18 protein-coding genes and 1 pseudogene are annotated in these 11,999 nt (G+C 47.2%); 3 read left to right on the plus strand and 16 right to left on the minus strand.

From position 1 onward, the window contains the following. Positions 1 to 36: 36 nt before the first annotated feature. Positions 37 to 153: pseudogene (locus tag F8N00_RS10815) on the minus strand (transcriptional regulator MntR); the annotation flags it as partial. A gap of 24 nt (positions 154 to 177) precedes the next feature. Next, positions 178 to 1,008, minus strand: a complete 831-nt coding sequence (locus tag F8N00_RS10820) for a lipoate--protein ligase family protein (RefSeq protein ID WP_214769085.1) — start codon at positions 1,006 to 1,008, stop codon at positions 178 to 180. A gap of 138 nt (positions 1,009 to 1,146) precedes the next feature. Here F8N00_RS10820 and F8N00_RS10825 point away from each other — a divergent pair, with 138 nt between their 5' ends. Beyond that, positions 1,147 to 1,527, plus strand: a complete 381-nt coding sequence (locus F8N00_RS10825) for a rhodanese-like domain-containing protein (protein WP_023467569.1) — start codon at positions 1,147 to 1,149, stop codon at positions 1,525 to 1,527. A gap of 66 nt (positions 1,528 to 1,593) precedes the next feature. Here the strand turns inward: F8N00_RS10825 and gcvPB are convergent, their stop codons facing one another. The 13 genes from gcvPB to F8N00_RS10890 all read right to left on the minus strand — a co-directional run bounded on the left by gcvPB (position 1,594) and on the right by F8N00_RS10890 (position 10,398). Beyond that, complete coding sequence (gcvPB, locus tag F8N00_RS10830; RefSeq protein ID WP_023467568.1) at positions 1,594 to 3,063, minus strand: aminomethyl-transferring glycine dehydrogenase subunit GcvPB; 1,470 nt, start codon at positions 3,061 to 3,063, stop codon at positions 1,594 to 1,596. Next, positions 3,056 to 4,402: an aminomethyl-transferring glycine dehydrogenase subunit GcvPA gene (gene gcvPA, locus F8N00_RS10835; protein ID WP_023467567.1), complete on the minus strand. Its 1,347-nt coding sequence runs from the start codon at positions 4,400 to 4,402 to the stop codon at positions 3,056 to 3,058. Before gcvPA ends, gcvPB begins: the two co-directional genes overlap by 8 nt. Before the next feature lie 13 nt (positions 4,403 to 4,415). Continuing rightward, positions 4,416 to 5,498, minus strand: coding sequence for a glycine cleavage system aminomethyltransferase GcvT (gene gcvT / locus F8N00_RS10840; RefSeq protein WP_421018195.1), 1,083 nt, complete (start codon positions 5,496 to 5,498; stop codon positions 4,416 to 4,418). A 184-nt stretch (positions 5,499 to 5,682) separates the two neighbouring features. Next, positions 5,683 to 5,997 carry a hypothetical protein gene (locus tag F8N00_RS10845; protein WP_023467565.1) on the minus strand — a complete coding sequence of 105 codons (315 nt, stop codon included), beginning with the start codon at positions 5,995 to 5,997 and terminating at the stop codon, positions 5,683 to 5,685. Next, positions 5,994 to 6,479: a shikimate kinase gene (locus tag F8N00_RS10850; RefSeq protein ID WP_421018196.1), complete on the minus strand. Its 486-nt coding sequence runs from the start codon at positions 6,477 to 6,479 to the stop codon at positions 5,994 to 5,996. Before F8N00_RS10850 ends, F8N00_RS10845 begins: the two co-directional genes overlap by 4 nt. After that, a complete protein-coding gene (locus F8N00_RS10855; protein ID WP_231925701.1) occupies positions 6,472 to 6,744 on the minus strand; it encodes a hypothetical protein in 273 nt (90 codons plus the stop codon). Before F8N00_RS10855 ends, F8N00_RS10850 begins: the two co-directional genes overlap by 8 nt. Beyond that, positions 6,741 to 7,034: a hypothetical protein gene (locus F8N00_RS10860; RefSeq protein WP_023467562.1), complete on the minus strand. Its 294-nt coding sequence runs from the start codon at positions 7,032 to 7,034 to the stop codon at positions 6,741 to 6,743. The genes F8N00_RS10855 and F8N00_RS10860 overlap by 4 nt, the downstream gene beginning before the upstream one ends. After that, complete coding sequence (locus F8N00_RS10865; protein WP_023467561.1) at positions 7,027 to 7,386, minus strand: type II secretion system protein; 360 nt, start codon at positions 7,384 to 7,386, stop codon at positions 7,027 to 7,029. Before F8N00_RS10865 ends, F8N00_RS10860 begins: the two co-directional genes overlap by 8 nt. 5 nt (positions 7,387 to 7,391) lie before the next feature. Next, positions 7,392 to 7,853, minus strand: a complete 462-nt coding sequence (locus F8N00_RS10870; RefSeq protein ID WP_421018197.1) for a prepilin-type N-terminal cleavage/methylation domain-containing protein — start codon at positions 7,851 to 7,853, stop codon at positions 7,392 to 7,394. Then, positions 7,822 to 8,133: a competence type IV pilus major pilin ComGC gene (locus F8N00_RS10875; RefSeq protein ID WP_023467559.1), complete on the minus strand. Its 312-nt coding sequence runs from the start codon at positions 8,131 to 8,133 to the stop codon at positions 7,822 to 7,824. The genes F8N00_RS10870 and F8N00_RS10875 overlap by 32 nt, the downstream gene beginning before the upstream one ends. Positions 8,134 to 8,150: 17 nt before the next feature. Continuing rightward, positions 8,151 to 9,092 carry a type II secretion system F family protein gene (locus F8N00_RS10880; RefSeq protein WP_023467558.1) on the minus strand — a complete coding sequence of 314 codons (942 nt, stop codon included), beginning with the start codon at positions 9,090 to 9,092 and terminating at the stop codon, positions 8,151 to 8,153. 14 nt (positions 9,093 to 9,106) lie between these two features. After that, positions 9,107 to 9,949 (minus strand): ATPase, T2SS/T4P/T4SS family, encoded by an 843-nt coding sequence (locus tag F8N00_RS10885; protein WP_336449193.1) that lies wholly within the window; start codon positions 9,947 to 9,949, stop codon positions 9,107 to 9,109. Between the two features lie 62 nt (positions 9,950 to 10,011). Next, positions 10,012 to 10,398 carry a Spx/MgsR family RNA polymerase-binding regulatory protein gene (locus tag F8N00_RS10890; RefSeq protein ID WP_023467556.1) on the minus strand — a complete coding sequence of 129 codons (387 nt, stop codon included), beginning with the start codon at positions 10,396 to 10,398 and terminating at the stop codon, positions 10,012 to 10,014. A 224-nt stretch (positions 10,399 to 10,622) separates the two neighbouring features. Between F8N00_RS10890 and F8N00_RS10895 the strand changes: the two genes are divergently transcribed. Then, positions 10,623 to 10,886 carry a DUF2626 family protein gene (locus F8N00_RS10895; protein WP_023467555.1) on the plus strand — a complete coding sequence of 88 codons (264 nt, stop codon included), beginning with the start codon at positions 10,623 to 10,625 and terminating at the stop codon, positions 10,884 to 10,886. A gap of 42 nt (positions 10,887 to 10,928) precedes the next feature. Here the strand turns inward: F8N00_RS10895 and F8N00_RS10900 are convergent, their stop codons facing one another. Then, positions 10,929 to 11,546, minus strand: coding sequence for an MBL fold metallo-hydrolase (locus F8N00_RS10900; RefSeq protein WP_023467554.1), 618 nt, complete (start codon positions 11,544 to 11,546; stop codon positions 10,929 to 10,931). A gap of 168 nt (positions 11,547 to 11,714) precedes the next feature. Here F8N00_RS10900 and F8N00_RS10905 point away from each other — a divergent pair, with 168 nt between their 5' ends. Next, positions 11,715 to 11,894 (plus strand): DUF2759 domain-containing protein, encoded by a 180-nt coding sequence (locus tag F8N00_RS10905; RefSeq protein WP_023467553.1) that lies wholly within the window; start codon positions 11,715 to 11,717, stop codon positions 11,892 to 11,894. Positions 11,895 to 11,999: the final 105 nt, after the last annotated feature.

Raw genomic sequence — 11,999 nt, forward strand, 5'->3', positions numbered from 1 at the left:
TTAGTCTCGTGGGCTCGGAGATGTGTATAAGAGACAGACCGAGGACGGGTGAACTCCTAACGACTCCGCTATATCCGATACGCGGGCATATCCCTTATCTTCAATCAGTTTATAAATTTGTTCCAAATAATCTTCCATACTCGGAGTTGGCACGACATCACCTTCCCATTTCATTCATTAGCGTTTCCAGTTCCACTCATCACTACGGTATTTCTCGGCAAGACGCTCAATCTCCTGCCACTGCTCACTCGTGAACGTCAACGGAACGAACGACAAATCAAGCGCCTCTTCGAAGCCTTTCGTAAACGCTTCTCGTACCTCGTCAAATGCGACAGCGCGACCTGCTAGCTCATTCAAAGCGACAGCTTTTCCTGAAAAACGCGCTTTCATTCGCTCGCGCATCGACTCATCATCATACAAGAAACAATCAAACAATTCACCTTCATCGACAGAGAGTGGGACCGAACCGTGCTGTAAGACAACGCCTTGATGGCGGACTTGTGCACTTCCTGCGACTTTCCGTTTTCCGACAGCGAGTTCATAATACGATGCTGCATCAAAACAGACGGCTGATTTCGGCTTCCGTAATTCTTCTTTTTCCTCTTCCGTCAACGGAACGGAAAATTCGACCGGAATGCCGAGGTGATGGTATCCTTTGCGAATCCCTTCCGTCAACATCCGATAACTTTCGATGACCGTGCGTGGTAAACCTTCTGTATCTTCCGGGATGACGACACTGTACGTCAACTCGTCTGCATGCAAGACAGCGCGCCCTCCTGTCATCCGACGCACGATCGGAATCCCGAGCTCTGCAATCCGCTCTCGATCGATATCACGGGTTGCCCGTTGAAAATGACCAACACTTAATCCGCGTGGTTCCCATGAGTAAAAACGAAGCGTCGGTGCGATCTCCCCCCGCCCGACGAACTGAATCAATGCTTCATCGATTGCCATGTTCATTGCCGGCTCCATCGCCGGCGTCGTCAACACTTGCCACTCTCTGTTCACTTGAGCACCCCCAAAACGTTTCCGTCTTAGTGTATCAAACCCATTCTCGGTCGCGCAATCACGAGTCGATTGCCGAAATCGATTTCGTTGACTATAATGAAACAGAGGTTAAACGAACGAAGGGGTTGGAAGTCGAATATGGAAACTGGAACTATCATTACGATCGTATTATGGGTCGCGCTGATCGCCTACATCGCTTGGCGTTTCATGCCGGTCAAAGGCATCACGAAATTGTCGCAAGAAGAATTCCGTGCGAACTACCGTAAAGCACAAATCGTCGATGTTCGCGAAACACAGGAATTCAAAGGTGGACACATCGTCGGTGCCCGTAACATCCCGGTCAGCCAAATGAAGATGCGCTCGAAGGAATTACGAAAAGACATGCCGATTTACTTGTATTGTCAAGGTAGCATGCGTTCTTCACAGGCTGCAAAAGTCTTGAAAAAAGCAGGCTATACGAATCTGTATCAGTTAAAAGGCGGATTCAAGCAGTGGTCAGGAAAAATCAAACGGAGCTAATGCTTCGTTCATCGCAAAAAGAGGATCTCTCCTTCGTCGGAGAAATCCTCTTTTTTATGAAATAGCTTATGCGTGTACTTCTTGTTTTGGTTCGTAGCGTAAGACCGGTTTTCGAGCAGCAAGTGTCTCGTCCATCCGTTTGACGATTGTCGTGTGTGGTGCGTTCAAGACGACATCCGGTGTCTCTTCGACCTCTTTTGCAATCTGGAGCATCGCATCACAGAAGGCATCGAGTGTTTCTTTCGACTCTGTTTCCGTCGGTTCGATCATGATACACTCCTCGACGTTCAATGGGAAGTAGATCGTTGGTGGATGGTATCCAAAGTCAAGCAGACGTTTAGCGATGTCAAGCGTCCGGACACCTAGTGCTTTTTGACGTTTACCCGACAAGACGAATTCGTGCTTGCAATAGACGTCGTATGGCGCGTCATACGCACCTTTGAGACGAGCCAACATATAGTTCGCATTCAAGACCGCTTCTTTCGAGACGCGAGCGAGACCTGCTCCACCCATCGTCCGAATATAGCTATAGGCACGCACGTTGATGCCGAAGTTACCGTAGAATGGTTTGACACGACCGATTGCTTCCGGGCGATCGTAGTCGAGGACATAACGCTCTTCCTCTTTGCGGACGATCGGTTTCGGTAAATACGGAATCAAATCTTGTTTGACCCCTACTGGACCCGACCCTGGTCCGCCGCCACCGTGCGGTCCTGTGAACGTCTTATGCAAGTTCAAGTGGACGACATCAAAGCCCATGTCTCCTGGACGAGCGATGCCCATGATCGCATTCGAGTTCGCACCATCGTAGTACAGTTTTCCGCCTGCCTCATGCACCGCTTTTGCGATTTCGACGATATCCGACTCGAATAAACCGAGCGTGTTTGGATTCGTCAACATGAGTGCCGCTGTATCGTCACCGACTTTTTTCTTTAAGTCTGCTAAATCAACGAGACCACGTTCATTCGATAAGACCGTCACGGTATCAAATCCAGCGACTGATGCCGATGCGGGATTCGTTCCGTGTGCCGAGTCCGGTACGAGGACTTTCGTCCGTTTAAAGTCACCACGTGCATGATGGTAGGCCTTAATCAACATCAAGCCTGTCCATTCACCGTGTGCTCCCGCCGCCGGCTGGAGCGTCACTTCATCCATTCCTGTGATGACTGCGAGTTTTTCTTGCAGATCATACATTAAACCGAGTGCCCCTTGGACACTTTCGACTGGTTGAAGCGGGTGAATGTGTGCAAACCCAGGGAGGCGTGCCATATCTTCATTGATTTTCGGGTTGTATTTCATCGTACATGATCCGAGTGGATAGAATCCAGAATCCACACCATGGTTACGGTTCGAGAGTGCCGTGTAGTGACGGACGAGATCCAGTTCAGATACTTCCGGTAGCGCCACGTCTTCCTTCCGTAACATCGAGGTCGGTAACAATTCTTCTACTGCCACCTCATCGACAGTCGGTAACGGTAAGCTATAGGCGATACGACCCGGTTTAGAAATTTCAAAGATCAATGTTTGCTCATTCATGTGTGAGTCCCCCTAACGCTGTCACGAATTGATCCAACTCTTCATTCGTCCGTAATTCCGTTGCACAAACAAGCATTTCATTTTGACGTGCCGCGTCATACGATCCTAACGGCAAACCGCCGATGATCCCGTGATCGAGCAATTGTTGACTCGCACGTGTCGCGTCGATTGGTAGCGTAACGACGAATTCATTGAAGCTCGGTCCATCGTCAACGATTGTAAAGCCAGCCTGTTTCAGCTTTTGTTTTAAGGCATGTGCCGTTTGCAAGTTACGTGTCGCGAGTTCCCGGATACCCCGTTTTCCGAGTGCACTCATCGCAATCGAAGCAGCGAGTGCATTCAACGCTTGGTTCGAACAGATATTAGATGTCGCCTTGTCACGGCGAATGTGTTGTTCACGTGCTTGTAACGTCAGAACGAAACCGCGTTTCCCATTCTCATCGACGGTCTGTCCAACGAGACGTCCCGGAATCTTACGCATCAACGCTTTTGTCGTCGTGAAATAACCACATGTCGGTCCACCAAAGCTTTGTGGAATTCCGAACGGTTGGCAATCTCCGATCGTAATGTCAGCGCCAAGTTTACCTGGCGCTTCTAAGATACCGAGTGCCAGTGGATTCGCAGAGACGATGAAGAGCGCACCACGTGCATGAGTCGCATCGGCCAATGCTTGTAGTTCTTCGACACGACCGTAGAAGTTCGGATACTGCACGATGACACAGGCGACGTCTTCGATGGCATCGAGTTGATCGATCCGTGTGACACCTTGCTCAAGCGATAATGTCTCGACGTTTAGTCCAGGACCGTTCGCATACGTCCGAACGACATCGTGTGCTTCCGGGTGAACGCCGTCTGAAAGAACGATCGTCTTTTTCTTCGTATGAGCACACGCAAGCATGGCCGCTTCCGCTAACGCCGTGATCCCGTCATACATCGAAGAATTCGCGACATCCATCCCTGTCAATTCACAAATCATCGATTGGAATTCAAAAATCGCTTGTAGCTCACCTTGCGAAATCTCTGGCTGATATGGTGTATAGGCAGTGTAAAACTCTGAGCGCAGTAACATATGGTTGACGACAGCAGGTGCATAGTGATCATAGATGCCTGCGCCAAGGAACGATGGATATTGTTTCGTATTCATGTTTTGGTCGGCAAGCTTCGATAGCGTCCGAATCAAGTCCGTTTCCGGAAGTGGCACGCCGACTTCTTCCAATGTACCGTTATCACGGACGGATGCCGGGATATCAGCGAGTAAATCTTCGATTGATGCTGCACCGATCGTCTGTAACATCGCCTGCTCATCTTCTGCTGTCATTGGTAAATAACGAAAATCCATAGAAATATCCCCCTTATTTCGTGCGACGATAAAACGGTGTCGCTGTTCGTTTCGCTGCTAAACGTTTTCCGCGTACTTCCACTTCAAATTGCTCTTGTTCCGCTACTTCTGCAGGAACGAGTGCCCAAGCAATCGCTTTTCCGACTGTCGGCGGCAACGTACCTGTCGTCACCACACCAACGACTTTCCCGTCATGCCAAACCGGTGCATCTTGACGCGCAATCCCTTTATCGAGTAATTCAAGACCGATCAAGCGTCGCGGTGCTCCTTGTTCTTTCTGTTGCAACAAGACTTCCGAACCGACGAACGGTTTGACTTGTGGTTTGACCGCAAAGCCCATTCCCGCTTCGATGGGTGAAATCGTTGCTGATAATTCATGTCCATAAAGAGGAAGACATGCTTCAAACCGTAATGTGTCACGTGCCCCGAGCCCGCATGGTACGACACCTTGCTCAAGTAGTGCTTGCCAGACAGCAGGTGCGTCACCAGCTGCCATGTAGAGTTCGAACCCATCTTCCCCTGTGTACCCACTGCGTGAGACGATCATTTCCACTCCTGCAACCGTCCCCTGTTGGAACTTGAAAAATCCGATCTCTGATAAGACAAGTGGTGTCATGCCGGAAAGGATGGCTTCCGCACGTGGTCCTTGGACAGCAATTTGACCATATTGTTCCGATTGATTCTCAAGTGTGACGTCCCCTGTTAGATAGTGACGTAAATGTTGTTCGTCTTTTTCAATGTTCGAAGCATTGACGACGAGAAGATAGTCCGTTTCTGCCAAACGATAGACGAGTAAATCATCCACTGTCCCACCGTCTTCTTGGCATAAGACGTTATATTGCGCTTGCCCCACCGCAATCTTTGAAATATCGTTCGATAATGTAGCTTGTAAAAACGTCAGAGCATCCGGTCCGCTGACGAACAGTTCTCCCATGTGCGAGACATCGAACATGCCGACGTTCTCCCTTACTGCAACGTGTTCTTCTTTAATCGAGGAAAACAAAACTGGCATTTCAAATCCCGCAAAATCCACCATCTTACCGGTTTGCGAAACCGTTTCGAATAACGGTGTTCTTTTCAATGTCGTTTGACTCATACAAATCCCCCTATTTACGAACGTTTTCACTCTCTCTTCTCTTTAATGTTCCATTTTCAAATCCATCTTACCAATTAAAATCATAATTATCTAGTATTATTCGGAAAAAGGAACATACGAAAAAGAGAGAAAGGACACTGTCCCTTCTCTCCTATTGTTTCATATTCTTCCCATGAAAGCCATTTCAAAATTGTTTGATTCCGGCAGTTCGTTTGATTTCTTCCTGGAGTCGACGACCTTCCGTCACCAATTGGCTCGCTCCTTGCTTCACACGATTTCCTTCTTCAGTGATTCGATTGATATTCCCTTTGATTTGATCGATTCGCTGCGTCGTATGATCAATGTTCGTCTGCAAGGTTTGCTGACGAATCGTAAAGCGCTCCATCAGTTGTTTTAACTGCCGAATATCCTGAGACAGCTTCTTTTTGTAAAGACTGAATCCAAACAACACGAGTCCTATGATAGCCAATAAAATAATACCTAACGTAATCCAAATCATGACTTCTCCTCCAATACAGTTTCAATCGCACGCGTTAATTCTTCGATTGATGCCGTTCCTTCAAGTCGGACAGTAGCTACTCCAGCATATAAGGAATAGCGACGTTCAAACAATCGTCTCACTTGTTCCCGTTCTGTCACGAGTGGACGATTCGGATCAGCGGCGATCCGTTCCCAAATCAAATCAAAGGGTGTATCGATCCAGACGACTGTTCCGGACTCCTGCATGTACAGTCGGTTCTCTTCTCGTTCGACGATCCCGCCACCTGTGACGACCACTTCGGCTTTGCTACTCTTCAACAATTCGCTTTCATGTGTACGAAACCCTGCTTCGCCATGCTCAGCGAAAAAAGCGGTAATCGTTTGTCCATGTTCCTGTTCGAACCGTTCATCCAGTTCGTCGACCTCGTATTGTGAACCCAATCGATGTCCGACGGCTGTTTTACCAGTTCCCATAAACCCAATCAAATAAACCTTACTCATGTGTGACGACCGCCTCGATTCTTTGACCATTCTCTAATCTCGCTTCCATTTTAAAGCCTTTATCGGTCGCTGTACAGCTGACTTGTCCGATTGGGTAGCGGAGGGTCTCGTCCTTCGTACAATCTGCTTTCGCCGCTCGGATGAGAGACTCGAGTTGAAGGGCTTCTTGCTCTAACTGATGATGCCGCATCTCTTCGTCAATTTGCTGACAAGAAATCAAGAGCACGACTCCCATTCCTAGAAGTAACAGTAACGTTTGAATCAAGATGAATCCTTCCTGACGCATCGGAAGGAACGTCTGCTGTCGTTCAACTGAATCGAGAGAATCTCGGCATCCCCTGTCACGGTATAGTGTTTGACGTCGCGGGCGTATGTCAGTTCACCTCCCTGTTCTTTCTTGAGACGCAGTTGATCTTGCACACGGACGAGACGCCACTTTTCAGCCGTCTCTCCCGGATTGACGTCCATTCCACGAATCTCGTCTCCGACGCGCTCACACATCGTACTACGCCACATCAGTCGTTCCACGGTATGAAAGAACAATTTTTCATTCATTCGGTTGACTTCCGGCGGACGAACGAGAGGGGTCAATGTCAAGATTGCCAGCAGAAGAAGTGGGCTCAGCCATAGGACGAATGAGAGTTCGAGAAGGGTCATTCCGGATTCCGCTCGCAAGACACATCGTTTCATTGCACCACTCTCCTTGTTTCAGGACATAGGACGCTGTTCGGTTTTCAACTTGATCCGTCGCCATCTGCTCAAGCTGTTCCGTCTCTTGTTCCCATTTCATTTGTTTCGTCCGTAAATCGAGATAAGGATCAATCGCTAACATCATAAAGATACCGATTGCAACGATCGAGAGCATCACTTCAAGCAAAGAGAAGCCCGCTTGGCGTTCGTTCTGCATCCTTCTCACCTCACTTTACGGATTGTCATTTGATAGTTCCCAAGTAAGAATTTGATTTCATATTCGGCTGTTGCCGAACGGCAAGACCAAGTCGCTGCATAAATCGAGTGATAGCTTTTAAAATAGATGATGCGATTCGAGGGTGGAACGGTACACGTATGACCATTTTGGAATGTCCGTTGCCATAACAACCGGTCATCCGCAAGGACAAGATATCCTGCATCGTCTCCTCGAAATCGAAACTGCATCAATGATTGATCTTGCTTTGAGTACTGCATCAGTCGAAGTGTCTGAATATCTTGTTCCATCAGACGAACCTCTTGTTCAAGCGGAATCCAGTCCGGTCGTTTTTCAAACAGTGCCGGTAATAAAAAAACAAGTAAACAAGCAATGATTGTCAGCACCGCCGTCATCTCAAATAAGGTAAATCCACGTTCACTTCGTAAGTTCGCCAGTCTTCGGATCATACGTATACGTCTCCTGATCACAGACGAGAGCATTCGGTTTATCAGCTGTTCCGCGATTGATCGTCTGAAGCGATTCTGGGTACTTCTTCTCTTTGGCATAGTAAAGGTTTACTTCTGACCGAATGACTCGAATGTTCGCCTCACAACTCACACCTTTCGCCTGGTCCTTTCCACTTGTCATCGTTGGAATCAAAACGAGCAGTAATAACGAAATGATCAATAAGACGGCTGCCATCTCAAGTAAGGTGAATCCATCCTGTCGCTTTAAGAATTGTTTCATCGTATCGTCTCCTCTGTTTAGAATGGAAGCTGCTGTATCGCTAGCTGTATCGGATAATACAAGATGAGAAACAACGTTCCCGTCATGATCGTCAATCCACCGTACAAAATCGGCTCTATCCATAACAACTTTTTCTCTAGTTCCTCTTCCATCGACTCATGCAAAAGTGTCGCTTGTTCAAGCAATAACGGTCCAAGATCGCCACTTTCCCGCGCCAAATGGACGATTCCAATCGTCTCGGCTTCGATGATCTCATCTTCGCCAAGCGCTTCTGCAAGTGGTTCCCCTGCCTGTTGTTTAGCATGTAGACGAGCATAGAGATGCCCTTTTTTATTCGCTTGTCCTTGCTCTAGATGGCGAAAGGTCTCTTCGAGCGAGAAGCCAGCATCGATGAACGATCCTACTTCGATCGTGAATAAATAGCTGTAGTAGAGGCGAATCAAACGCTGTAGCGGTTTCAGTCGTAAAATACGGTTTAACGGAAAGAAGCGAAAAAAGAGGTACCCGGAGGTCAACAAAATAACGGGAATACTTGCGAGCAGATATTTCGCAGAGGGGTGAAGAAGGAGATGCAGAAATGAGGGGAGAGTCTTCGGGTCCGACATCTCGAGGAGAGACGGAAATACGTAGAGGGCGTAAAAGAAGAACAGAAGAAATAGACTGGTCGCTAGAACAAGCGGATACCGAATCATCTTCCAAAACTTCGATCGCATTTCTGTTTCGAGGTCGAGCAGTTTCACGATTTGGCGAAGAACGAGCAATGGTCGCTCTGTCCTTTCTCCAACGAAAAGAAGTCGTTTTAAGGTATTCGTTAACGCAAGCGGTTCAAGCGATGCTGCAAAGGAGTCTCCTTTTTCAAGACATTGTTCCATTTCTCCAACTACTTCCGCGAACGGCTGACGCTCGAATCGTTTTAAAATGAGTAACGTCTCTTTCGCGGAAATGCCTTTTGATAACAAACGGTGATATCGTTTTAAGAACCGACTTTGATCGCGGCTTGTAAGTTTCTGACGGTACAGCGGACATCCTCTCCTTTTCGCTCGAGATGAATGATGCGTTGACAGACAGCTAGTTCTGACTCTTCGATCCCTAAACTACGCAATCGCAATCGCGCCTCATCAATACTTCCAGCGTGTAACGTAAATAACACGACGTGACCACTAAGTGCGGCATTCATCGTCAAACGTGCTGCCTCTCTCGTCCGCACCTCACCAAAAACAATCCAATCCGGATCCGCTCGCAATATTTCCTCAAAACATCGCGTAGCAGTGAAGCCTGCCTTTTCATTTAGTTCCAGTTGTAAGACGTTTGGTACCGTACATTCCACCGGATCTTCAATCGAGATGATTCGCTTTTCTTCCATTGCACTCATCAAGGAATATAACATCGTCGTCTTTCCTGCACCTGTCGATCCAGAAATGACGATACACCCGTGTCGTTGTTCAGCTAACCAAGCGAAGTCCAATTGATTGTGTAACGTTCGTAAAGCTGTTTCTTGAGAGACCGTTGATCGATAAAATCGCCACGACATCGCATCCCCTTGTCGACTCGGCAACAACGAGACACGCATGCCCTTTTTCCCGTGCGGATACAAACCACTTTGCGGAATCCGCTCATTCTGTTCCTTTAAGTTCGCCTCATAGCGGACATGACTGACAAGTGTCCGGTAACGTGTCAGTTCCACCTCTTCTTGTTCACACAAACCATCACCCGTTCGACAAACTATTCGGACGCAAGCTTCATTCGGTACGAAATGAACATCTGTTGCACCAAGTGATTCGAATCGTTCCATGAGTTGTGTCGTCCATTCCTTCATTTCTCTTCACCTCCCTACCGCAAACAATACACAAAAAAAAGAAGCCGACCAAACCGGCTTCTTTACGATACGTGTGCGATTGTCCGATGTTTACGCTTCGCCAATGTCTCAAGACCTGGTTTATCGTATCCGATAACAAGTTGTTTTCCATCAGTGATGATTGGGCGGCGTAATAATTTCGGATTGTCACTCATGAGGCGTAATAACTCACTGAGTTTCATGTCTTCAATATCAATGCCGAGATCCTTGAAGGCTTGACTGCGTGTTGCGAGCAAACTTTCAATCCCATCCGTCGATAATTTCAACAGTTCCATGAGTTCATCAACTGTTGGAGCATTTCTGAACAGATGACGTTCCTCTACATCAACATGTTCCTCTTTTAACCATGATTTCGTTTTACGACATGATGTACAGCTTGGGTATGTGAAAAAGACTAACTCATTCGTCATTTTTGCTCCTCCTCTCAAAGTGTGGGGTTTCATTACAGTTACTATAGCACGTCAATTTGACTTTGTACACCTTTTGTACAACTATTGTACAACTTTTTTTGAAACTTCATCTTTTGTTCACAGTTATTCCTTAACAATCACTAGAACAGGATGGACGGATGATTGTTTGCTTGGTAAAATAAGTACGTATATTGACTATCTGTCGGATTTAGGGGGTTATAGGAATGGGGAGAATGTACCGCGTACTCGGTTTCTGGACTGGTATCATCGCAGTCATGGCATTTATCGGCGCATTGGGTGGCGATGCAAGCTCAAGTGAGCATACGGATTCATTTTTAGTCATGGGCTTCGTCTTCTTAGCACAAACTGTCTTTTTTGCAGCGCTCGGTTACTTGCGCTTAACTGAAAAAACGTATGTCTATATCTTTGGAGCTTACTTAACTGTATTTTTCATCGTCTTTACGTACTGGTCGAACTTCCAGATGTAATGAAAAAAACTCGTCATCCTTTTGGATGGCGAGTTTTTTTAGTCAGAGGAATGGATTCGATTTCATTTCTTGACGAATCGTCGTACTCGGACCATGCCCTGGATAAACCGTCGTATCTGCCGGTAGTTCCGCGATGAGTCGATCCAGTGAACGCATCAATACGTCTTGATCCCCACCGTGTAGATCCGTTCGTCCGACGCCTTGCTGGAACAGGAGATCTCCACCGAACGCGATCCGTTCTCCTTTAAAGTAGAACGTCACACTTCCTGGTGAGTGTCCTGGCGTCTCAAGTACATGCATCGAAAAGCTACCGATCGTCAATCGTCCTGGTTGCAACAAATGATCCGCTGGTTTCATCCGCATCGGTGGCATTCCGAATTTTGCTGAACCATTCCATTCTGGATTACCGAGCCATCCTGCTTCTTCCGGATGCACGTAGACAGGGGCTTCCGTGAAGCGTCGTAACATATCCACACCACCAATGTGGTCAAAATGCGCATGCGTCAACAAAATCGCTTTTAATGTTGCTCCCCGACTTTCAATCTCATCGAAAAACCGCATATCTTCTGTACCCGGATCAATGACGAGACATTCCTTATCTTTAAATAACAAATAACCATTCTCAGATGCCATACCGGAAGTGATCATTACGATTTCCATTCTATAAAACCCCTTTACAATAGACTCTTCTCCTACTATACACGAAATTGTCGAAAGTTCCTGCAACGCCCTCTCGACTTTATCCCGCCAGTCGGATAAACTAAAAAGTGAGATTTAAGTGAAATCTTCGTGAAATTCATAACGTGATTGTTTAAGGGGGAGTACGTCATGCATTTGGATCAACCAATCGGTTGGCTTTTCTTCTTCGTCGCACTCGTCGGCGTTTGGGCCGTCGTTCGTTCACTTAAGAAACGCCAAATGTTTCCACTCGTATTCGCAGGTCTGACTGTCGTCTTATTCGGCTGGTTCGGGATTGCGACATTGATTTACGGCGGTATTCCATCGTAATCAAGATACGCTAAAAAGAGGCTGACTCAAAAGTCAGTATCTACAAAGATAAGGGAGGCAGATTGATGATCTGCCTCCCTTATCTCGTAATAAAAAGAATGACGC

Origin of the sequence: Exiguobacterium sp. A1_3_1, assembly GCF_048985645.1 — a bacterium.
In the GTDB taxonomy this organism is placed as follows: domain Bacteria; phylum Bacillota; class Bacilli; order Exiguobacteriales; family Exiguobacteriaceae; genus Exiguobacterium_A; species Exiguobacterium_A indicum.